19 protein-coding genes are annotated in these 17931 nt (G+C 73.5%); 10 read left to right on the top strand and 9 right to left on the bottom strand.

What is annotated here, in order from left to right; translation table 11 throughout:
* Window positions 1-51: 51 nt before the first annotated feature.
* Both ASC82_RS05920 and ASC82_RS05915 read left to right on the top strand, forming a co-directional pair.
* Window positions 52-636: a TetR/AcrR family transcriptional regulator gene (locus ASC82_RS05920; protein WP_056642555.1), complete on the top strand. Its 585-nt coding sequence runs from the start codon at window positions 52-54 to the stop codon at window positions 634-636.
* Window positions 637-684: 48 nt separating this feature from the next.
* The gene (locus ASC82_RS05915) at window positions 685-1299 is read left to right on the top strand and encodes a DUF4865 family protein (RefSeq protein ID WP_056642552.1); all 615 of its coding nucleotides are present in this window, start codon (window positions 685-687) and stop codon (window positions 1297-1299) included.
* A gap of 7 nt (window positions 1300-1306) precedes the next feature.
* On the opposite strand, the gene ASC82_RS05910 is transcribed toward ASC82_RS05915, so the two are convergent.
* A complete protein-coding gene (locus tag ASC82_RS05910; protein WP_056642549.1) occupies window positions 1307-2077 on the bottom strand; it encodes a class I SAM-dependent methyltransferase in 771 nt (256 codons plus the stop codon).
* A gap of 189 nt (window positions 2078-2266) precedes the next feature.
* Here ASC82_RS05910 and ASC82_RS05905 point away from each other — a divergent pair, with 189 nt between their 5' ends.
* The gene (locus tag ASC82_RS05905) at window positions 2267-2728 is read left to right on the top strand and encodes a pyridoxamine 5'-phosphate oxidase family protein (RefSeq protein WP_056642546.1); all 462 of its coding nucleotides are present in this window, start codon (window positions 2267-2269) and stop codon (window positions 2726-2728) included.
* 44 nt (window positions 2729-2772) lie between these two features.
* Here ASC82_RS05905 and ASC82_RS05900 read toward each other — a convergent pair whose 3' ends face one another.
* Entirely contained in the window at window positions 2773-3999 is a 1227-nt protein-coding gene (locus tag ASC82_RS05900; protein ID WP_024761404.1) for an ROK family protein, read from the bottom strand.
* 349 nt (window positions 4000-4348) lie between these two features.
* Window positions 4349-4582 carry a hypothetical protein gene (locus ASC82_RS05895; protein ID WP_056642543.1) on the bottom strand — a complete coding sequence of 78 codons (234 nt, stop codon included), beginning with the start codon at window positions 4580-4582 and terminating at the stop codon, window positions 4349-4351.
* Between the two features lie 343 nt (window positions 4583-4925).
* Here ASC82_RS05895 and ASC82_RS05890 point away from each other — a divergent pair, with 343 nt between their 5' ends.
* Both ASC82_RS05890 and ASC82_RS05885 read left to right on the top strand, forming a co-directional pair.
* Complete coding sequence (locus ASC82_RS05890; RefSeq protein WP_056642540.1) at window positions 4926-6158, top strand: MFS transporter; 1233 nt, start codon at window positions 4926-4928, stop codon at window positions 6156-6158.
* Between the two features lie 60 nt (window positions 6159-6218).
* The gene (locus tag ASC82_RS05885; protein ID WP_056643318.1) at window positions 6219-6983 is read left to right on the top strand and encodes a maleylpyruvate isomerase family mycothiol-dependent enzyme; all 765 of its coding nucleotides are present in this window, start codon (window positions 6219-6221) and stop codon (window positions 6981-6983) included.
* A gap of 53 nt (window positions 6984-7036) precedes the next feature.
* On the opposite strand, the gene ASC82_RS05880 is transcribed toward ASC82_RS05885, so the two are convergent.
* Complete coding sequence (locus tag ASC82_RS05880) at window positions 7037-7435, bottom strand: MarR family transcriptional regulator (protein WP_056642537.1); 399 nt, start codon at window positions 7433-7435, stop codon at window positions 7037-7039.
* Between the two features lie 87 nt (window positions 7436-7522).
* Between ASC82_RS05880 and ASC82_RS05875 the strand changes: the two genes are divergently transcribed.
* The gene (locus ASC82_RS05875) at window positions 7523-9028 is read left to right on the top strand and encodes an MFS transporter (protein ID WP_056642536.1); all 1506 of its coding nucleotides are present in this window, start codon (window positions 7523-7525) and stop codon (window positions 9026-9028) included.
* A gap of 53 nt (window positions 9029-9081) precedes the next feature.
* Here ASC82_RS05875 and ASC82_RS05870 read toward each other — a convergent pair whose 3' ends face one another.
* From ASC82_RS05870 to ASC82_RS05860, 3 genes are all read right to left on the bottom strand, one after another.
* Window positions 9082-9747, bottom strand: coding sequence for a response regulator transcription factor (locus tag ASC82_RS05870; protein WP_056642533.1), 666 nt, complete (start codon window positions 9745-9747; stop codon window positions 9082-9084).
* A complete protein-coding gene (locus tag ASC82_RS05865; RefSeq protein ID WP_056643315.1) occupies window positions 9744-10985 on the bottom strand; it encodes a sensor histidine kinase in 1242 nt (413 codons plus the stop codon). Before ASC82_RS05865 ends, ASC82_RS05870 begins: the two co-directional genes overlap by 4 nt.
* Window positions 10986-11083: 98 nt before the next feature.
* The gene (locus tag ASC82_RS05860) at window positions 11084-11779 is read right to left on the bottom strand and encodes a TetR/AcrR family transcriptional regulator (protein ID WP_056642530.1); all 696 of its coding nucleotides are present in this window, start codon (window positions 11777-11779) and stop codon (window positions 11084-11086) included.
* Between the two features lie 139 nt (window positions 11780-11918).
* On the opposite strand from ASC82_RS05860, the gene ASC82_RS05855 reads away from it, so the two are divergent.
* Entirely contained in the window at window positions 11919-12398 is a 480-nt protein-coding gene (locus ASC82_RS05855; RefSeq protein ID WP_056642528.1) for a nitroreductase family deazaflavin-dependent oxidoreductase, read from the top strand.
* 103 nt (window positions 12399-12501) lie between these two features.
* Here ASC82_RS05855 and ASC82_RS05850 read toward each other — a convergent pair whose 3' ends face one another.
* Window positions 12502-13884: a geranylgeranyl reductase family protein gene (locus ASC82_RS05850; protein WP_079039119.1), complete on the bottom strand. Its 1383-nt coding sequence runs from the start codon at window positions 13882-13884 to the stop codon at window positions 12502-12504.
* A 282-nt stretch (window positions 13885-14166) separates the two neighbouring features.
* Between ASC82_RS05850 and ASC82_RS05845 the strand changes: the two genes are divergently transcribed.
* The 3 genes from ASC82_RS05845 (at window position 14167) to ASC82_RS05835 (ending at window position 16825) form a co-directional block, all read left to right on the top strand.
* A complete protein-coding gene (locus ASC82_RS05845; protein ID WP_056642525.1) occupies window positions 14167-15531 on the top strand; it encodes a dipeptidase in 1365 nt (454 codons plus the stop codon).
* Between the two features lie 104 nt (window positions 15532-15635).
* A complete protein-coding gene (locus ASC82_RS05840; RefSeq protein ID WP_056642522.1) occupies window positions 15636-16328 on the top strand; it encodes an MBL fold metallo-hydrolase in 693 nt (230 codons plus the stop codon).
* A 5-nt stretch (window positions 16329-16333) separates the two neighbouring features.
* Window positions 16334-16825, top strand: a complete 492-nt coding sequence (locus tag ASC82_RS05835; protein ID WP_056642519.1) for a MarR family winged helix-turn-helix transcriptional regulator — start codon at window positions 16334-16336, stop codon at window positions 16823-16825.
* Here ASC82_RS05835 and ASC82_RS05830 read toward each other — a convergent pair.
* Window positions 16822-17904, bottom strand: a complete 1083-nt coding sequence (locus ASC82_RS05830) for an NUDIX hydrolase (protein ID WP_056642515.1) — start codon at window positions 17902-17904, stop codon at window positions 16822-16824. The genes ASC82_RS05835 and ASC82_RS05830 overlap by 4 nt on opposite strands.
* Window positions 17905-17931 lie beyond the last annotated feature (27 nt).

The raw sequence follows: 17931 nt of genomic DNA, 5'->3' as shown, positions 1-17931 counted from the left end.
AGCGGGAGTACGCGGGCGGTCCGGACGGCCTTCCTCTCTGTACCTACTGATATGTACAGTGCGGTCATGAGCACTCCGAAGACCACCGCCGAGCGCCTCGTCGAGGCGACCCGCGAGCTGCTGTGGGAGCGCGGCTACGTGGGCACGAGCCCCAAGGCCGTCCAGCAGGCGGCGGGCGCGGGCCAGGGCAGCATGTACCACCACTTCTCGGGGAAGCCCGACCTGGCGCTCGCGGCGATCCGGCGTACGGCCGAGGAGATGGGCGCCGCGGCCGAGGCCGTCCTGGGCGGCGAGGGCTCGGCGTACGAGCGGATCGAGGCGTACCTGCTGCGCGAGCGCGAGGTCCTGCGCGGCTGCCCGGTGGGGCGGCTGACCATGGACCCGGAGGTGATCGCCCACCCCGAACTGCGCGCCCCCGTCGAGGAAGTGCTGGACCGGCTGCGCGACCGGCTCGCCGAGGTGGTCCGAGAAGGCCTGGACAGTGGTGAGTTGAGGGCCTCCATCGATCCCGTGGAGATCGCGGCGACGGTCGTGGCGACCGTACAGGGCGGCTATGTCCTGGCCCGCGCCACGGGCTCACGGGCGCCGTTCGACAGCGCCGTACGCGGTCTGCTGTCGCTGCTCGCGACTCCCTGACCGCCCCCTCCACCGGGGGAATTCCGAAGAGACCGGAGAGACAGTTCCGTGCACGCGATGCAGTACGAGATCACTCTGCCCGCCGACTACGACATGGGGATCATCCGCGAGCGGGTCGCGACGAGGGGCCATCTGCTCGACGCCTTCCCCGGGCTCGGTCTGAAGGCCTATCTGGTCCGGGAGCGGGAGGACGGATCGCCGGTCAACCAGTACACGCCGTTCTACCTCTGGGCCACCCCCGAGGGCATGAACTCCTTTCTCTGGGGGCCGGGTTTCCAGGGCATCGTGAACGACTTCGGCCGGCCGGTGGTGCAGCACTGGACGGGCGTCTCGTACGAGGAGGGGCCGGCGGCCGCGTCGGCTCCCCGTACCGCCACGCGCCGCAGGACGCCGCTCGGCGAAGGGGTGCCGCCGGGCGAGGCCGTGGCGGACGCGGTGGCCCGGCACGCCCGGGAGGCACGCAGGGACGGCGTGGTCGCCTCGGCCCTGGCGGTGGATCCGCGCCACTGGGAGCTGCTCGCCTTCACCCTCTGGGCGGACGGGGTGGGCGATGCGGATGAGGCGGGCGCGGAAGCGCCCGCCGACGAGGGCGAGCGCTTCCGGGTCCTGCACCTCTCGGCCCCCGGCCGCGACGGGTTGGGGGCCGGACGGCGCCGGTGGTGACGCGGCCTCAGGCCACGGCGACGAGGGTGAGGTACGTGATCCCGAGGATCCCCCGGTAGCCGTTCAGCCAGGTCGACCGCTGGCGGTCGACGCGCTCGCGGGTCTCGGCGGCGAGCGGGTGGTCCGGGTGGGCGGCGAGCCAGACCTCGGTGTCGTACCGGTAGCCGGACTCGAACTCCTCCCACTCCTCGGCGCTCGCCGTCTCGATCCACGCCGGCCGGAAGCCCGCCTCGATCGCGAGCTCCACGAGGGCGCCGAGCGAGTAGTGGTCGCCCGCCTGCGCGCCGGGCCACATCCCGGCCAGCTCCTCCTCCGCCGGGGTGCGCTCCCAGAAGCCCTCGCCGAGGACGACCCGGCCGCCGGGCCGGACCAGGCGCCGCAGTTCGCGGAGGACGGCGGCGGGATCGTACGGCTGCTCGGGGTCGCAGAGCGCCTGGCTCGACCCGAGGCAGAGGATCGCGTCGACCGGACCCCGGTCGGTGCCGAGCGCCGACTCCTCGACGAAGAGCATGCGCTCGGCGAGACCGCGCTCCTCGGCGAGCGCCCGGCCGCGGGCCAGGTCCTCGGCGTTGATGTCGATCCCGACCCCCTTGGCGCCCGGGGCCTTCTCCAGGAGGCGGAGCAGCAACTCGCCCCAGCCGCAGCCGATGTCGAGGACGTCGGCGGGCTGCTCGGCGGCGAGCCGTTCGATGATGCGGGTGGCGCGGGCCTCGGAGAGGGGTCCGTGGAAGGTGAGGCTGCCGAGGCGTGGGGGGAGACCGGAGTCCGAAGTGATCACGAGGCGGAACGCTACGTCGTCCGCCCTCTCCCTCCCAGCGATTTTCGGCCGCCTCCACACCGGATGCGTCACACGTCCTGAGCCCCGGGTCCCCGAACCCGCTGGTGGGGGCCCGGGTAGCGGTCCGCCTCCCGGCCTAGGACCTCTGCCCCATGCGTACCGCGAGCCCGCTGACTAGGGTCGGCGCCCATGCAAGCAACGGAGACCATCCGCCGCGACACGGCGGAGCGCAGGCGGGACACCCTGGAACGGCTCGGCTCGGAGCGCGACATCTGGGTGTCGACGTCCCACCCCGACCACGGCCCGCATCAGGTGCCCCTGTGGTTCCTGTGGGACGGGCGGGCCGTGTGGATGTGTACCGGCGCGAACTCCGCGACCGCGCGCAACGCACGCGAGGAACCGCGCGTACGGCTGGCGTTGCCGGATGCCTTCGACGTGGTGCTGCTGCAAGGGGAGGCGACGTGCCACTCCGCGCAGGAAGTGCCGCAGGAGGCCGCGGACGCGTTCCTGGGCAAGTTCGGCTGGGATCCGCGGAGGGAGGAGACCCCCTACGTGTACCTGTGCGTGACGCCCCGGACGGTGCGCGCCTGGCGCGGCGAGCCGGAACTGCGCGGCAGGGTCGTGATGCGCGAGGGGGCGTGGCTGGAGTAGCGCGTCCGCAGGTCGACCGCTCCGGCCCCAGCCGCGCGAGTCGCTCAGGCGGGCTCCCGGCCGAGCGCGGCCAGCGGATCGTCGAGCACCGGCTGCCAGGCGAGCTCGGCCGCGCCCACCAGGCTGTTGTGGTCCAGCGTGCAGGGCAGGATCGGGACCCCGCCGCTGCGACCCCAGAGGCTGCGGTCGGCGACGACCGCGCGGAGACGCTCGGGGTCGGCGTCGAGGAGCTCGCGGTGGAGCCCGCCGAGGATGATCCGGTCCGGATTGAGGATGTTCACGAGGCCCGCGAGGCCGAGACCGAGGCGGTCGATCAGCTCCCCGGTGGCGACCCGGACACCCGGGTCGTCCCGGCTCGTCCGCAGCAGGTCACGGGCCTGCTGGAGCAGGGAGACCTCGGGTCCGGGGTCCCGTCCCGCGACCGTCAGGAAGGCGAGCGGGTCCGTCTCGACGTCGAGGCAGCCGCGGCTGCCGCAGTGGCAGGGGCGCCCCTCCGGATTGACCGTCAGATGGCCGACCTCCAGGGCGAGGCCCGCGCTGCCGGTGTGCAGGCGCCCGTCGAGGACGAGCGCGCCGCCGACGCCCCGGTGGCCGGTGGCCACGCAGAGAAGGTCGCGAGCCCCGCGCCCGGCGCCGTGGCGGTGCTCGGCGAGGGCGGCGAGGTTGACGTCGTTTCCGGTGAAGGCCGGACCCTCGATCCCGGCGGCCCGCACCCGCTCGGCGAAGATCTCCCGAACCGGCGCGCCGGCGGGCCAGGCGAGGTGGAGCGGGTTGAGCGCGGTGCCCTCGGGCTCCGCCACCGCGGACGGTGCGGCGAGTCCGGCGCCGACGCAGCGCCGGCCGCTCTCCCGGAGCAGCGCGGCTCCTGCGTCGACCACGGCGCCGAGGACCTGGGCGGGGTCGGCGGAGACGGTGACGCAGCCGGGAGCCGTGGCGACGATGGTGCCGCCGAGACCGACGAGCGCGGCGCGGAAGCCGTCCGCGTGGACCTGGGCGGCGAGGGCGACGGGGCCCTTCTCGTCGACGGCGAGCCGGTGGGAGGGGCGGCCCTGGGAGCCGGCGGCGGCGCCGGGGTTGGAGTCGACGCGGATGAGGCCGAGCGCCTCCAGCTCGGCGGCGACCGCGCCCGCGGTGGCCCGGGTGACGCCGAGTTCGGCGGTGAGGACGGCCCGTGTCGGAGCCCTGCCGGTGTGCACCAGCTCCAGCGCGGGGCCGAGCGCGTTGCGCCCCCTGTCCAGCCGTGTCCGGATCGTCGTCGCCTTGCCGTTCATGGGGGCGAGTCTCCCATGATCGGGGGGTGGGGTGTTCCCCTGGGCGTCTGCCCTTGGCCGGGTGGGGCGTGGCCGCTGGGCGGGTGGGCGGGTGGGGCGTGTGGCCGTTGGGCGGGTGAGCGGGGCCTGTCGTGGGTCCCGCCGTGGGGGACGCTCCGGGACCGCGTTCGGGACTGCATGATTTACAGCGCGTGCCGGGCCTGGAGAGTCCAGCATCCTGTTGCGCCACAAATCACGCTTTACGTCCCGAACGCGGTCCCTGCGCGTCCCCCACTCCCGTACGTCGCCGACTGGCCCCCCGGCTCGGGCGAGGGCTGCGGCCTCGTCCGAGCCGGGGGCCGGCGTCAGGTCAGTGGGCGCCGAGGAAGGCACCCTCCGGGCCCTTCTCCCAGCCCTTCTCCGAACACGAGCCGGTGAAGATCGTGCCGTACACGGACGGGACGCCGGTCGCCGAGCAGTGCGAGCTGAAGCCGGAGCCACCGCCGGAGAAGTACCCCGTCCCGAATCCGTCGTTGGCGAGCGCGGAACCGGCGCCGCCCAGCAGGATGCCCACGGCCAGGACGGAAGCGGCGAGAGAACGCATGACTACTCCTCAAGATCTCGGAATGACGTGCCGGAAGCGGCTCGTCTGCCGGTCAAACGCCTCGGGAAATGGCGGGTCACGGCGTCTCACTCCAATGCCGGGCGGCCGGATCCCGGGGGCACACGGGCGCAGAAACGATGCTCTCCATGGGCCCGTTGGGGAGTGTCCTCACCGCGATGACCTGGCCTTTGTCACCCGGACAGCCTGCACGGCACGGAGCTTCGTGCTCCGGGGAGGAGCTCGTCGAGGAGGTGCGGTCGCCCTCGTCGATGATCAAGGGTCGTTCGCGCCTCCGCCCGTCGCTCGCTTGATTGCGGCCCGGGGCTCCCCCTATCCTGAGTTTGTGCCGCTACTAAACAAAGTGCGGACGGCCGTATCGGGGGGCCCCGGCGGAGACACCGCCACCCACTCCCTGTCCCGCCTCCGCTCCGCCCTGACCCTCTTCTTCGCCCTCGACGGATTCCTCTTCGCCGGCTGGGTCGTCCGCATCCCCGCCGTCAAGCAGCAGACCGGTGCCTCGGCCGGAGATCTCGGACTCGCGCTGCTCGGCGTCTCGGCGGGCGCCGTGGTGACGATGACCCTGACCGGTCGGCTCTGCCGCCGCTACGGCTCCCACGCCGTCACCGTCGCCACCGCCGTCCTGCTCTCCCTCTCGGTCGCCCTGCCTGCGCTCACCCGCTCCCCGCTCACCCTCGGCCTCGTCCTGCTGGTCTTCGGCGCCGCGTACGGCGGGATCAACGTCGCCATGAACAGCGCCGCCGTGGACCTGGTGGCCGCGCTGCGCCGCCCCGTGATGCCGAGCTTCCACGCCGCGTTCAGCCTCGGCGGCATGCTCGGCGCCGGTATCGGCGGGCTCCTCGCCGGCAGCCTGTCCCCCACCACCCATCTCCTCGGCCTCACGGTCGTCGGCCTTGCCCTGACGGCCGCCGCCGGGCCCGTACTGCTGCGCCACCCCGCGCCCGTCCTGCCCGAGACCCTCGCTGCGCCCTCCGGCGCCCGGAAGGCCGGGAAGCCCTCGCGGGCGGCCCGCCGCACGGTCGTCGTCTTCGGTGTGATCGCGCTCTGCACGGCGTACGGCGAAGGGGCGCTGGCCGACTGGGGCGCGCTCCACCTCGAACAGGACCTGGGCGCCCACCCGGGCGTGGCCGCGGCCGGGTACTCCGTCTTCGCGCTGACCATGACCGCCGGGCGGCTCTCCGGCACGCTGCTCCTGGAACGCCTGGGCCAGACCCGTACCCTCGTCGCGGGCGGGGCCACGGCGGCCGCCGGAATGCTCCTCGGCGCGCTCGCCCCGACCGTGTGGGCCACGCTCCTCGGCTTCGCGGTGACCGGCCTCGGCCTCGCCAACATCTTCCCCGTCGCCGTCGCCCGCGCCGGCGCGATCGCCGGCCCCGGCGGGGTGGCGACGGCCTCCACGCTCGGTTACGGGGGCATGCTGCTCGGCCCGCCGTCCATCGGGTTCCTCGCCGACTGGTTCTCGCTTCCGGTGGCCCTCACCACCGTCGCGGCCCTCGCCGCCGGAGCCGCCGCAATGGGGTACTGGGCGCGGAACGCGGGCACCCAGAACGTGAGTTGAGTACGTTCCTCCGTGTGGGGTGCCAGAATCCGCCCCATGGGAGCGACCGACGGGGGCGCGATGAAGATCACGGAGCACATCACGGCGCTGGAAGCGGCCGGCCTGGCACTCGCCGACGCGGCGGCCGAGGCCGGGCCGGACGCCCAGGTCCCGACCTGTCCGGGGTGGCGGATCCGGGACCTCCTGCGGCACACGACGATGGTGCACCGCTGGGCCACGGCCTTCGTGGTCGAGGGGCACACCTCCTACCACCCGGGCGGCGGCGAACCGGACCTCGACGGCGACGAGTTGCTCACGCACTACCGCGAGGGCCACGCGGCCCTGGTCGCCGCCCTGCGCGTGGCGCCGGAGACGCTGGAGTCGTGGGCCTTCCTCCCGGCTCCCTCGCCGCTCGCCTTCTGGGCGCGGCGGCAGGCCCACGAGACGACCGTCCATCGCGCGGACGCCGAGTCGGCGCTCGCGGCCGGGCCGGGGGCGGTCGACCCGGTGCTGGCCGCCGACGGGATCGACGAGCTGCTGCGCGGCTTCCACGGCCGCGACGGCAGCCGGGTGCGCACGCCGGAGCCCCGGATCCTGCGGGTGCGGGCCACGGACACGGGTGACGTCTGGACCGTACGGCTCTCGGCGACGGAGCCGCCCCGGACGGAGCGGGGCGGCGAGGCCCCGGAGGGGGAACGGGAGGCTGCGGACGTGGAGTTCAGCGGGGCCGCCGACCTCTTGTACCTGATGCTATGGAACCGGCTGCCGGCCGACGCCGTGACGGTGACCGGGGACGACTCGGTCGCCCGGCTGTGGCGGGAGAGTTCGGGCGTCACCTGGAAGTGAGGGAAGGGACGCGTCGGACCGCCCTCACATGAGGAGTCCCCCGCCCGCTCGAATCAGGAGCTGCGGTCCAGCATCCTCGTCAGTACCTCGCGCTGGAGGGGCTGCGCCTCGGCGTGCCGCGAGAGCCCCTTCTCCGTGAGTTTCACCTGGACGCCACGCCGGTCCTCGGCGCACATGCCGCGCAGGACCAGGCCGTCCTTCTCCAGACGCGCGACCGTCCGGGACAGCGCGCTCTGGCTGAGGTGGACCCGCCCGGCGAGCTCCTGGACGCGCCAGGAGCCCGGGCCGTCCTCGGCCGCGCCCTCGGCGAGGACGTCGAGGACCTCGAAGTCGCTGGCCCCGAGCCCGTACGGCTGGAGGGCCCGGTCGAGCTCACAGGTCGTACGGGCGTGCAGTGCGAGGACGTCACGCCACTCGTCCACGAGCGCGCGTTCGGACTTGTTCGCTGCCATGACCGCACGGTAGCAGAATCCACCCATTTTGTTGCATGGGAATTAAATGCGCTTGCATTCAATGCACGTGCATGTACCGTGCTGCCCATGACCTCTCCGCTCACCGCCGCACCCACGCCCGCCGTGCAGAACCGCTGGAGTCCGCGGCTCTGGGGCACCCTGCTCGTGCTCTGTGCCGCGATGTTCCTCGACGCCCTCGACGTCTCCATGGTCGGCGTCGCCCTGCCCTCGATCGCCACCGATCTCGGCCTGTCCACCGCCACGCTCCAGTGGATCGTCAGCGGCTACATCCTCGGCTACGGCGGTCTGCTGCTCCTCGGCGGTCGCGCGGCCGACCTCCTCGGCCGCCGGCGCGTCTTCCTCATCGCCCTCGCCGTCTTCGCGCTCGCCTCGCTCCTCGGCGGACTCGTCGACTCCGGCCCGCTCCTGATCGCCAGCCGCTTCATCAAGGGCCTCAGCGCGGCCTTCACCGCCCCCGCCGGTCTGTCGATCATCACCACGACCTTCAAGGAGGGCCCGGAGCGCAACCGCGCCCTGTCGATCTACACCACCTGCGCCGCCACCGGCTTCTCCATGGGCCTGGTCCTGTCCGGCCTGCTCACCGAGCTCAGCTGGCGCTGGACCATGCTCCTGCCCGCCCCCGTCGCCCTGATCGCCCTCGTCTTCGCGCTCCGCCTCATCCCCCACAGCGACCGCGAGGACTCCTCCGGCGGCTACGACCTGCCGGGCGCCGTCACCGGCACGGCCGCGATGCTGCTGCTCGTCTTCACCGTCGTCCAGGCGCCCGAGGTCGGCTGGACCTCCGCCCGGACCCTGCTGTCCTTCCTCGTGGCCGCCGCCCTCCTCGTCACCTTCGTCCTGGTGGAACGGCGCAGCGCGAGCCCGCTCGTACGGCTCGGGGTCCTGCGCTCCGGCTCCCAGGTCCGCGCCCAGCTCGGCGCGGCGGCGTTCTTCGGCTCGTACGTGGCCTTCCAGTTCATCGTGACCCAGTACATGCAGTCGCTGCTCGGCTGGACCGCGCTCCAGACGGCGCTGGCCTTCCTGCCGGCCGGCGTGCTCGTCGCACTCTCCTCCACGAAGATCGGCGCGGTCGTGGACCGCTTCGGCACGCCGCGGGTGATCGCCGTCGGCTTCACCCTGCTCGTCGTCGCGTACGCGCTCTTTCTGCGCATCTCGCTGACCCCGCAGTACGCGGCGGTGATCCTGCCCTCGATGCTGCTGCTCGGCGCCGCCTGCGCCCTGGTCTTCCCCTCGCTCAACATCCAGGCCACCAACGGCGTGGACGACCACGAGCAGGGCATGGTCTCGGGGCTGCTCAACACCTCGATCCAGGTCGGCGGCGCGCTCTTCCTCGCCGTCGTCACCGCCGTCATCACCGCGGACGGAGGCGCCGCGGCCTCCCCGCAGGCGACCCTGGACAACTTCCGCCCGGGTCTCGCCGTGGTCACCGTCATCGCCCTGGCCGGACTGCTGATCACCCTGCCGGGTCTCCGGAAGCGGCGGGGCACGACCGAGTCGGTCGTGGTGGCGCGCTCCGCGGACGCGCCTGCGATCGACGCCGAATCGCCGGTGAAGGTCGCGGTCCGCGACTGAGAGCCGTGGGCCGGATGCCGTCACCCGAGTGGTGACGGCATCCCGCTTTTCGGTCAGCCCAGCCAGCCTGGGCGCACCAACCCCGACTCGTAAGCGAGGACGACCAGTTGGGCGCGGTCCCGGGCGCCCAGTTTCACCATCGCGCGGCTCACGTGCGTCTTGGCGGTGAGCGGGCTGACGACCAGCCGGCGGGCGATCTCCTCGTTCGAGAGGCCGATCCCGACGAGGGCCATCACCTCCCGCTCCCGGTCGGTCAGCGCGCCGAGCGAGGCCGTTGCCGCCGGAGCCTTGGAGCGGGCCGCGAACTCCTCGATCAGCCGGCGGGTCACCCCCGGGGAGAGCAGCGCGTCCCCGTGGACGACGGCCCGCACCGCCCGCAGCAGCTCCTCCGGTTCCGTGTCCTTCACCAGGAAGCCGGAGGCACCGGCACGGATCGCCTCGAAGACGTACTCGTCGAGTTCGAAGGTGGTCAGCATGACGACCCGGACCTCGGCGAGGTCCGGGTCGTCCGTGATGCGCCGGGTGGCGTCGAGGCCGTCGAGCCGCGGCATCCGGATGTCCATGAGGACGACGTCGGGGCGCAGCGACCGCACCCGCTCCACCGCCTCGGCGCCGTCCGCGGCCTCCCCCGCCACCTCGATGTCCGGCTGGGCGTCGAGCAGTGCCCTGAATCCCGCGCGGACCAGCGACTGGTCGTCGGCGAGCAGCACACGGATCACGGACTCTCCTCGGGACTGGGCGGGTCGAGCGGACCGAGCGGGAGGACGGCGTGTACGCGGAAGCCGCCGTCGGGCCGGACGCCCGCCTCGATCGTGCCACCGAGGGCGGCGGCCCGCTCCCGCATTCCGGCGAGGCCGTTGCCGCTGCCGCCCGCCTCGGTGCCGGTGGCGGGGCCGTCGTCGTCGACGCGGAGGTCGAGGCGGGCGGGCCCGTGCGCGATCTCCACCCGGGCGGTACGGGAGCCGGAGTGCCGGACCACGTTGGTGAGCGCCTCCTGCACGATGCGGAAGGCGGCCAGATCGGCGCCGGGCGGCAGGGCGGCGGCGGGCGGGCCGCTCGCGGTGACCGTGACGGTCAGGCCCGCGGCGGCGGCCTGCTCGACGAGTTCGGGGAGGCGGCCGAGTCCGGGGGCCGGGGCGCGCGGGGCGTCGCCGGGGGTACGGAGGGTGTCGAGGACCTGGCGCACCTCGCCGAGAGCCTCCTTGCTGGCCGCCTTGATGGTGGTCAGCGCGGTGCGGGCCTGCTCGGGGTCGGCGTCGAGCAGGGCGAGTCCGACCCCCGCCTGCACGTTGATCACGGAGATCGAGTGGGCGAGCACGTCGTGGAGTTCGCGGGCGATGCGGAGCCGCTCCTCGTCGGCGCGGCGCCGCTCTGCGGCGGCCCGCTCGGCCCGCTGCTGCGCCCACTGCTCGCGCCGCACCCGTACGAGCTCGGAGGCGGCGAGTACGGCGACGGCGAAGGCAGCCGCGGGCAGCTCCTGGCCCCAGGGGGCGGGGCCGTCGCCGGCCGGGGGCAGCCATCGGTAGAGCCAGTGCGAGAGCAGCAGATGGCCCAGCCAGAGCAGGCCGAGGGCCCACCAGGCGGCCGTCCGGTGCCCGTGGACGACGGCGGCGAAGCAGGCGACGGCGACCGGGACGAAGACCGGACCGTACGGGTATCCGGCCGCCAGGTAGCCGAGGGTGACGGCCGCGACGGCGAACACCACGGGGACGGGCCTGCGGTGACGGAGCACCAGCGGCGCCGCCCCGAGGAGCAGCAGGGCCCGCCCGAGGACGTCGAGCGCCTCCCGGTCGGGCTGGTTCCGCGCGGCGAAGCCGGTCCCCGCCATGACGAGTACGGCGATCACCAGCGTCGACCGCCACGGCAGCACGCCCGCGGCCCGCTCCCTCGCCCACCACCCCCAGGGCGCCCGGTCCGGGCCTCCGACACCGCGCGCGGCGGTCCGTTCCTCGTCCATGCCGGCCACGCTAGCCGCGTCCGCCCCGCGAGGACGTCACCCGGGCGGGGTGGTCGCCCGTACTCCCGCCGGAGTAGGGCGGTGGGAGAGGGAGGAGCTCAGCCTCGTGGAAGGAGGCCCACGTCCTGGCCCAGGCGGCGGGCGGCGTGCGTGAAGAAGACGTCGCGGTCCTCGACGAGGCGGTGGAACTGGCCGAAGACCTCGAAGGAGACCAGGCCGAAGAGCTGCGACCAGGCCGCCACGAGGGCGACGACGAGCGCCGGGGGCAGGTCGGGGGCCATGTCGGCGGTGATGCGGACGGCCTCGGGGCGGAGGGGGTCCGGGAGCGGGGGGAGGGCGATGCCCTCGCCCTCGTGGGCCTCGCGGGCGATTCCGACCAGGACGAGGCCGACGCGGGCGGCGGGGGCGTTGGTGTCCTGGGGTGCGGTGTAGCCGGGGACGGGGGAACCATAGATCAGGGCGTACTCGTGCGGGTGCTCGACGGCCCAGGCGCGGACGGCCCGGCAGACGGCGGTCCAGCGGTCGAGCGGACGCCGCCCCGCGGTCTCGGTGGCCGCGCCCTCGGCGGCGGCTCCGACGGCGTCGTACGCGTCGACGATGAGGGCGGTCAGCAGGTCGTCGCGGCTGGGGAAGTACCGGTAGAGCGCGGAGGACACCATGCCCAACTCGCGGGCGACGGCGCGCAGCGACAGTTTCGCGGCGCCCTCGGCGGCGAGCTGGGTGCGGGCCTCGGCCTTGATGGCGGCGGTGATCTCTACGCGTGCGCGGGCGCGGGCTCCTCTAACGGTTGTCATGGGGAGCAGTGTGCCATTTCCAGAGCACCGACCTGAAACGAGAGCACTGCTCTTGCATGAGAGCGCTGATCCGTGCAGACTGGAGACAAGCGAGAGCACTGCTCACGCTTTGCGCCCACAGTTCCACAGGAGGAACCCCATGTCCGCTCAGCCCGCCGCCCACGTCATGAAGCCCGGCTGGTTCACGGTCAACGTCCTCAACCGCGCCGTCGCGTGGATGACCCGCCGGGGCATCAGCGTCTGGGGCTCCCGCGTCCTCGCGGTCCGCGGCCGCAAGAGCGGCGAATGGCGCCGCACCCCCGTCAATCTCCTGACGGTGGACGGCGCCCAGTACCTGGTCGCCCCGCGCGGCCACGTCCAGTGGACCCACAACATGCGCGCCGCCGGCGGCGGAGAGCTGCACCTCGGCAAGCACGCCAAGACGTTCACCGCCGTCGAGCTGGCCGACGACGACAAGCCCGCGCTGCTCCGCGCCTACCTCAAGCGCTGGAAGGCCGAGGTCGGCGTCTTCTTCGGCGGGGTCGGCCCCGACTCCTCCGACGAGGAACTCCGCGCCATCGCGCCCAAGCACCCCGTCTTCCGCATCACGACGACGGGCCCCGCCCACCCGGCCGTGTGAAACGGCCGGGGCAGCGGAGCCCGTACGCGTCGATGACGCCGATGGCACCCGTGGCAGCACCTATGGCACCCACGGCGCCGAGGACGGCGCCGGTGGCGATCCGTCAGAGCTGCTCCGCGGCCTCCGAAGCCGCCGCGGTCCCGTGGCCGCCCACCTCGCGGTCGGTCCCCGTCCCCGGCTCGGTCCCCGGCTCCGTCTCGGACTCCGCCTCCGCGCGCTCGCGCGCGGTGACGCCCCGGCCGGCGGGGCCCACGCCGGACGACGTGTCCATCCGCTTGTCCAGGATCTCCAGCGCCCGCCGTGCCATGCCGTTCGAGCGGACCATGCCGCCGAGGGTGGCCGAGCCACGGGTGATGTCGGCGAAGGCGTTCCAGGCGGGGCGGAAGCCCGTGATCGTGGCGTGCAGCAGCCCCGGGCGCCGCTCGAAGAGCGCGAGCATCCGCCGTCCGACCGCCATCTCCACACCGAGACCGGCCTTGATGGCGAACGCGTAGTTCAGGGCCTGCCGCCGGGCGTCGACCGCGTCGTTCGCCTCCGCGACCCGAACCGCCCACTCCCCCGCGAGCCGTCCCGAGCGGAGCGCGTACGAGATGCCCTCGCGCGTCCACGGCTCCAGGAGACCGGCCGCGTCGCCGCAGACGAGGACCCGGCCGCGGGAGAGCGGCGAGTCGTCGGTGCGGCAGCGCGTCAGGTGCCCGGAGGAGATCGTGGGCTCGAAGCCGGCGAGGCCGAGCCGGGCGACGAAGTCCTCCATGTACCGCTTGGTGGCGGCGCCCTCGCCGCGCGCCGAGATGACGCCGACGGTCAGCGTGTCGCCCTTGGGGAAGACCCAGCCGTAACTGCCGGGCATCGGACCCCAGTCGATGAGGACGCGGCCCTTCCAGTCCTCGGCCACGGACGGCGGCACGGGGATCTCCGCCTCCAGACCGAGGTCCACCTGACCGAGCTTCACCCCCACGTGCGCTCCTATGCGGCTGGCACTGCCGTCGGCGCCGACGACCGCGCGCGCGAGGACGGTCTCGCCGTCGGCCAGGACGACGGCGACCGTCCGCCGGTCCGGGACGGACGGGCCGTGCTGCTCCACCCGGATCACCGAGGCGCCGGTCCGCAGCTCGGCGCCGGCCTTCTGCGCGTGCTCGACGAGCTGGGCGTCGAACTCGGGCCGGTTGATGAGCCCGAAGAGCATCCGGCGCGAGCGGCGGGTGCGGGCGAAGCGGCCGTCGAGGGAGAAGGTGACGGCGTTCACCCGGTCCTGGAGGGGCAGTTCGAAGCCGGGCGGGAGGGAGTCCCGGGAGGGGCCGATGATGCCGCCGCCACAGGTCTTGTACCGGGGCAGCTCCGACTTCTCCAGGAGCAGGACCCGGCGGCCCGCGACCGCCGCCGCGTAGGCCGCGGACGCGCCGGCCGGACCCGCGCCGACCACGACCACGTCCCAGACCTCCACCCCCTCGTCCGCACCGGTGCCGACGGAGGTGTCCGCATCGATGTCGGCTGCGGTGGCGATGTCGTCGGCGGCAGCGTCGGCGGCGTCGTCATATACGGCGGCGTCGTCAGCGTTGGCGGCGTTCTCGGGACCGGCGTTCTCTGCGTGCTCGCTGCTCACGATGTGCTTCTGCTCCTGATCCGACCGGTGGTCTGCTCTCGACGCATCCTACGGCTCGGTAGCCGGAGCCCCGCGCCGTAGGATCTACGGTGCGTTCGCCGTACCACGACATACGGCGAACGCCCTCCCCTACGTCGTAACGTCGCACCCACCAGGAGCGTGCCCATGACCGCGAATCCGATCGCCGAGACCGTCAGGTCCCTGATGCCCCGGGCGAAGGCCGAGCTCACGGAGCTCGTGGCATTCGAGTCGGTGGCGGACGAGGCCGTGGCGCCCCGCAGCGAGTGCGAGGGGGCGGCGAACTGGGTCGCGGACGCGCTGCGCGCCGAGGACTTCCAGGACGTGGCGCTGCTCGACACGCCCGACGGCTCGCAGGCCGTGTACGGCATCCTGCCCGGCCCGGCCGGAGCGCCGACCGTCCTCCTCTACGCGCACTACGACGTGCAGCCGAAGCTGGACGAGTCCGCCTGGCTCACCCCGCCGTTCGAGCTGACCGAGCGGGACGGCCGCTGGTACGGACGCGGTACGGCCGACTGCAAGGGCGGCTTCATCCTGCACCTGCTCGCGCTGCGCGCCCTGAAGGCGAACGGCGGCGTGCCGGTGACGGTCAAGGTGATCGTCGAGGGTTCGGAGGAGCAGGGCACCGGCGGTCTGGAGCGTTACGCGGAGCAGCACCCCGAGGTGCTGACCGCCGACACGATCGTCATCGGCGACGCGGGCAACTTCCGCGTGGGCCTGCCCACGGTGACCGCGACCCTGCGCGGCATGACGATGATCCGGGTCCAGATCGACACCCTGGAGGGCAATCTGCACTCGGGTCAGTTCGGCGGCGCCGCGCCGGACGCGCTGGCCGCGTTGATCCGCGTCCTCGACTCGCTGCGCGGCCCCGACGGTTCCACCGTCATCGACGGCCTCCCGGGCGACAAGGCGTGGGACGGCCTCCAGTACCCGGAGGAGGACTTCCGCCAGGACGCCAAGGTCCTCTCGGGCGTGGCCCTGCCGGGCGCCGGCACCGTCGCGGACCGGATCTGGGCGCGCCCGGCCGTGACCGTCATCGGCATCGACTGCCACCCGGTGGCCGGGGCGACCCCGTCGATCCCCGCGTCGGCCCGCGCCCAGATCAGCCTGCGGGTGCCGCCCGGCCAGGACGCGGTCGAGGCGACGAAGCTGCTCTTCGCGCACATCGAGAAGCACACGCCGTGGAACGCCCGGGTGACCCTGGAGCAGGTCGGCCAGGGCCAGGCCTTCCAGGCGGACACGTCGAGCCCGGCGTACGCGTCGATGGCCGAGGCGATGAGGATCGCGTACCCCGGTCAGGAGATGCAGACGGCGGGCATGGGCGGCTCGATCCCGCTGTGCAACACGCTGGCCTCGCTCTACCCGGAGGCGGAGATCCTGCTGATCGGTCTGAGCGAGCCGGAGGCGCAGATCCACGCGCCCAACGAGTCGGTCTCGCCCGAGGAGTTGGAGCGGCTCTCGGTCGCCGAGGCGCACTTCCTCCTCAACTACGCCGGGTCGAAGCAGAACTGACGACCTGACCTGCGGAGCCGACGGGCTCTGATTCAGCGTTCGGCGAAGCTCGCCGACAGCGGACAACCATGTCACGGGCCTACGGCGCTGCGTAGGTTCGTGGCATGGAACTCACCCCGATCACCTCACGGTTGCACCTCCTCGACTTCACCATCGGCCAGGCCTACCTCTGGCAGGACGAAGAGGAGCTGACCCTCGTCGACGCGGGGTGGGCGGGCTCGGCGGACGCGGTCGCGGAGGCGATCCGGGCGGCCGGCCTCGATCCCGACCGCCTGCGGCGGATCGTCCTGACCCACTGTCACAAGGACCACGTGGGCGCGGCCCAGGAGTTGGCCGACCGTCACGGCGCCGAGATCATCGCCCACCGCCTGGACGCCCCGATCATCCGGGGCGACGCCCCGCTCCCCGCGCCGGACCTGCTCGACTGGGAGCGCCCGCTGTTCGAGCACGGGATGACCGTGCCGGAGGCACCGCCGACCCGGGTGGACCGGGAGGTCGAGGACGGTGAGGACCTCGGCTTCGGCGACGGTGCGGTGGTCGTCCACGCCCCCGGCCACACGCCGGGCTCCCTCGCGGTCCATCTCCCGCGCCACGGCGTGCTGTTCGCCGGGGACACGGTGGCGTCCGTGCCGGACGTGATGTTCGGCGTCTTCCACGCCGACCGAGCCCTCGCCCTGGACTCGATGCGCCGGCTGGCGAAGCTGGCCCCCTCGGTGCTCTGCTGCGGCCACGGGGCCCCTGTGACCACGGACACGGCGGCCCGACTCGCCGCCGCGGCCGAGCAGGCGGCAGCATGACGGCCATGAAGTCCGGTGCCCCTTCCAGGACCGACCAAGCGCCCGCCGACCCGTCCGCCGTCGACGAAGCGCTCGCCACCCAGCCCATCGGCTACTGGAGCGGCCTCGCCCATGACGCCGTCACCCGGCACCTGCGGGACGCCATGGCCCGGATCGACGTCACGCAGCCGCAGTACTGGGTGCTCAACCGCGTGAACGGCGGGCCCTCGGCACCGAGCCGTGAGGAGGTCGTCAGCCAGCTGACGCCCCTCGCGGACGGGCCGCACGAGATCGCGCGCGTCGTCGACCGGTTGCTGCACCGCGGCTGGCTCCGGGCGGACGACGCACTGCGCCTGCACCTGACCGACGCCGGCGAGGCCGCCCGCGTGCGGCTCCGCGAGCTGGTGACCGAACTGCGGGCCGAGGTGCACGCGGGCATCAGCGACGAGGAGTACGTGGCCGCGCTGAAGGTCCTGCGCCGGATGGTCGCCAACGTCGAGGGCGACGGAGCCCCTTAGGGGCTTTCGAGGCTCTCCCGTACGAACGACTCCTCGGGTGCGTCCCGGCCCACCGGGACCCCCGCCTCCAGGTTGAGCACCGTGCCGCGTTCGCGGGCGCGCAGCGCCCAGCGGAGGCGGTCGTACCGGACGGGTGGGAGCAGGTCGGCGGCCTCCTCCTCGGTGACGAAGCGCCACTCGCGGAGCTCGGCGCCGGGGAGGCGGAGGCGCGCGGTGTCGGCGGCGTGGAGCGTGCCGCCGTCGAAGAGGAGGCGGAGGCCGCCGTATCCCGGGGGCTTGGGCCGTTCCCAGTCCACGAGCAGCAGGCGGGGTACGGAGTCGAGTTCGAGCCCGACCTCCTCCGCCACCTCGCGCATTCCGGCGCGGGCCGGCGGTTCGCCCGGTTCGACGACGCCGCCGGGGAACTCCCAGCCGGGCTTGTACGTGGGGTCGACGAGCAGGAAGCGGTCCTCCTCGTCGAAGAGCAGGACGCCCGCGGCCAGGGTCTCGCCGGTCGGTTCGGGTGTCTGGACGATGCCGCAGGGCGCGGCCAGGTCGGCCCGGACCGCGTCGGCGACGGCCCGGGCGGCCTCGGCCGCGGTGAGCGCCGAGGTGTCGACGGTGTACGCGTCGCCGGCGAGCCAGTCGAGCGCGGCGCGGTACGGCGGGATGTGGCCGTGGCACCACCGCCGGACGCGGGCGTCGGCCTCGGGTTCGCCGTGCTCGGTCCGGCCGTCGATCCGCTGCCGCAGGATCGTTTCCTCCGGGGCGAGCAGGATGTGCCGCACCTCGATCCGGCGGGCGGCGAGCCCGCCGAAGATCTCGTCCCGGTACTCCTGCCGGAGCAGGGTCATGGGGATGATCAGGACTCCGCCGACCTCGGCGAGCAGGGCGGCGGCGGTGTCGACGACCAGGCGCCGCCAGATCGGCAGGTCCTGGAAGTCCTCGACCTCGGCGAGCCGCTTGGCCGGGAGGAGCCGGCTCATGGCCCCACCGATGAGCTCGGGGTCGAACAGAGTGCTCTGCGGGATCAGATCGACCAGTTCGCGCGCGGTACTGGTCTTCCCCGCGCCGAACGTACCGTTGATCCAGACGATCACGATTCCCCCTCTTCGGTAGCCCCCAGT

The organism is Streptomyces sp. Root431 (assembly GCF_001426585.1).
GTDB lineage: Bacteria > Actinomycetota > Actinomycetes > Streptomycetales > Streptomycetaceae > Streptomyces > Streptomyces stackebrandtii.
The sequence above is the reverse complement of the archived record's forward strand: the minus strand, read 5'-3'. Positions and strand labels throughout refer to the sequence as shown.

What these genes read in the sequence shown, in the direction of transcription:
- ASC82_RS05920 (WP_056642555.1), top strand. Translation starts at nt 52, where the DNA reads ATGTACAGTGCGGTCATGAGCACTCCGAAGACCACCGCCGAGCGCCTC.
- ASC82_RS05835 (WP_056642519.1), top strand. Translation starts at nt 16,334, where the DNA reads ATGAAGTCCGGTGCCCCTTCCAGGACCGACCAAGCGCCCGCCGACCCG.
- ASC82_RS05880 (WP_056642537.1), bottom strand. Translation starts at nt 7,435, where the DNA reads ATGGCAGCGAACAAGTCCGAACGCGCGCTCGTGGACGAGTGGCGTGAC.
- ASC82_RS05875 (WP_056642536.1), top strand. Translation starts at nt 7,523, where the DNA reads ATGACCTCTCCGCTCACCGCCGCACCCACGCCCGCCGTGCAGAACCGC.
- ASC82_RS05865 (WP_056643315.1), bottom strand. Translation starts at nt 10,985, where the DNA reads ATGGACGAGGAACGGACCGCCGCGCGCGGTGTCGGAGGCCCGGACCGG.
- ASC82_RS05855 (WP_056642528.1), top strand. Translation starts at nt 11,919, where the DNA reads ATGTCCGCTCAGCCCGCCGCCCACGTCATGAAGCCCGGCTGGTTCACG.
- ASC82_RS05885 (WP_056643318.1), top strand. Translation starts at nt 6,219, where the DNA reads ATGAAGATCACGGAGCACATCACGGCGCTGGAAGCGGCCGGCCTGGCA.
- ASC82_RS05905 (WP_056642546.1), top strand. Translation starts at nt 2,267, where the DNA reads ATGCAAGCAACGGAGACCATCCGCCGCGACACGGCGGAGCGCAGGCGG.
- ASC82_RS05840 (WP_056642522.1), top strand. Translation starts at nt 15,636, where the DNA reads ATGGAACTCACCCCGATCACCTCACGGTTGCACCTCCTCGACTTCACC.
- ASC82_RS05895 (WP_056642543.1), bottom strand. Translation starts at nt 4,582, where the DNA reads ATGCGTTCTCTCGCCGCTTCCGTCCTGGCCGTGGGCATCCTGCTGGGC.
- ASC82_RS05845 (WP_056642525.1), top strand. Translation starts at nt 14,167, where the DNA reads ATGACCGCGAATCCGATCGCCGAGACCGTCAGGTCCCTGATGCCCCGG.
- ASC82_RS05860 (WP_056642530.1), bottom strand. Translation starts at nt 11,779, where the DNA reads ATGACAACCGTTAGAGGAGCCCGCGCCCGCGCACGCGTAGAGATCACC.
- ASC82_RS05900 (WP_024761404.1), bottom strand. Translation starts at nt 3,999, where the DNA reads ATGAACGGCAAGGCGACGACGATCCGGACACGGCTGGACAGGGGGCGC.